This window comes from Martinezella lusitana, from assembly GCF_900094565.1.
Taxonomy (GTDB): domain Bacteria; phylum Pseudomonadota; class Alphaproteobacteria; order Rhizobiales; family Rhizobiaceae; genus Rhizobium; species Rhizobium lusitanum.
In genome coordinates, this window is the sequence record NZ_FMAF01000075.1 from 1 (window position 1) to 1,775 (window position 1,775).

2 protein-coding genes and 1 pseudogene are annotated in these 1,775 nt (G+C 57.5%); all 3 read left to right on the plus strand.

What is annotated here, in order from left to right; all coding sequences use genetic code 11:
- A partial coding sequence (tnpB, locus tag GA0061101_RS38440) for an IS66 family insertion sequence element accessory protein TnpB (RefSeq protein ID WP_028755409.1) occupies positions 1–236 on the plus strand: 236 nt, incomplete at its 5' end.
- A gap of 44 nt (positions 237–280) precedes the next feature.
- Positions 281–529 (plus strand): annotated as a pseudogene (locus GA0061101_RS38445) (IS66 family transposase); the annotation flags it as partial.
- A gap of 642 nt (positions 530–1,171) precedes the next feature.
- Entirely contained in the window at positions 1,172–1,630 is a 459-nt protein-coding gene (locus GA0061101_RS38460) for a reverse transcriptase N-terminal domain-containing protein (protein ID WP_051043303.1), read from the plus strand.
- The last annotated feature ends 145 nt before the right edge of the window (positions 1,631–1,775 follow it).

Consider the following 1,775-nt stretch of genomic DNA (forward strand, 5'->3'; position numbering starts at 1 on the left):
CGTTCCAGGGCGACGTTTTTGTTTTCCGCGGGAGAAATGGTCGATTGATCAAGGCCCTATGGCATGACGGTGTCGGACTATCGCTTTATGCCAAAAAGTTAGACCGCGGGCGGTTCGTCTGGCCGTCTGCGGAAGGCGGCGCGATAGCGATATCGCCTGCGCAGCTTTCTTATTTGTTGTCCGGAATTGATTGGCGCCATCCGCAGGAAACCTCTCGTCCGACGAAGGTCGGATAGCATTATTATATTGAAAATGTTGAGTGAATCTGATCAGATGGCTCATGGTATCGAAGCCCTCCGATCTTCCTGCGGACCTTACAAGCGCCTATCGGGCGCTGCTTTCCGAGCGTGCGATCCTTCAGGCCGAACGCGATGTCGTTGCCGCCGAGCGGGACATCGCGGTGGCCCAAGCTGCCAATGCACAGGCCATGCTGTCGGACAGCGAGGCGCTGATCGTCAGTCTGGAACTGGCGATCGAAAAGCTCCGGCGCGAACTGCGCGGTCAGAGGTCCGAGCGCACGGCGCGTCTGAATTACAGCTCGAAGAGCTCGGTGCGACGTGAAGTCGCTTGAATAATTGTTCGAAAGGGAAAGGAGAAAAACCACGCAGAGAACCTGACGTTCCGTCGTCTGTAGCCTACCGGCACATGCGGGATTGGCAACAATCCGGTGTGAAGCTGCCGGGACAATGTAGCCGGGCCCTCGGGCCGTGCGGAAGCCGTGAGGTGGAGGCATCATCTGCGAGCATCGACGCGGATCGGGCGCTAGGCTGGGCGGTATGACCAACTCAAGTGAACTGCTGTACTCGTCGTCATCGAGAACAAGCCAAAGATGCTGACAGGCTTGAACCAAAAGGTGCACGGTCGGATGCTTCCCGCTAGTTTGGAAGCACACGGACAACATGACCGCCGGCGAAAAGGCAGGGTCTAACCCGCTCCTGTTATTCAAGTGAAACACGGTAAGCCCGTATCCCCGCCCGGCAACGGGCAGGCCGACCGCAAGGAACGCTGTCGGAGGTGCGGGTAAAGGATGTTGGAGAAAGCGAAGGCCGTGCTGCAATGGCGCGGATAGGGGTTATGGGCAACCAACATCACCCCGCCCGAAAGGGAGCAGACTTCCGACTGGTCTCTCATCGCGAGAGAACAGGCAGAACCCTTACAGGAGGAAAAGCAAATGGCGGTCATGAAAATGACTGGTGCAGCCTCCCGCGGAACGGCGGACTGGAACCAGATTGACTGGAGCAAGGTTCGACAATCCGTGCGGCGGCTGCAAGTGCGTATCGCGAAAGCAGTTCGGGAACGCCGCTGGGGCAAGGTAAAAGCCTTACAACGGCTGCTGACCCACTCGTTCAGCGGCAAGGCATTGGCCGTGAAGCGAGTAACGGAAAATAGAGGAAAGAGAACACCCGGGGTGGACCGGACCATCTGGGACACACCCGGGAAATGCATCGGAGGATTATCGTCACTCAAACGGCGAGGGTACGGGCTGACGCCAATCCATTCGATCCGGCGTGGGATGGTTACTTCGCCCTACGGCGACACCAACCCTCGCCACGAGCGGATAAGCTCGATCCACGATCCCACTCCCTTTTATTATCACCGGAACCGGTGGCTCTCGTCGCTGAGGGCTTAGCAGAGGCTTGAGCTGCATGCCGGGAAACTGGCACGTGCAGTTCTAAGCTCAGAGGCTGCCTCAAAAAGAGGTGGGTGATTTCAACAGGTTATGATTCCTTCGGATTTGCGAGATTCGATGGAGAACACGATGGCCTGGACCAAAA

Bases quoted from the DNA above. Each gene is read 5' to 3' on its own strand.
- GA0061101_RS38460 (WP_051043303.1), top strand. From the start codon at position 1,172: ATGGCGGTCATGAAAATGACTGGTGCAGCCTCCCGCGGAACGGCGGAC.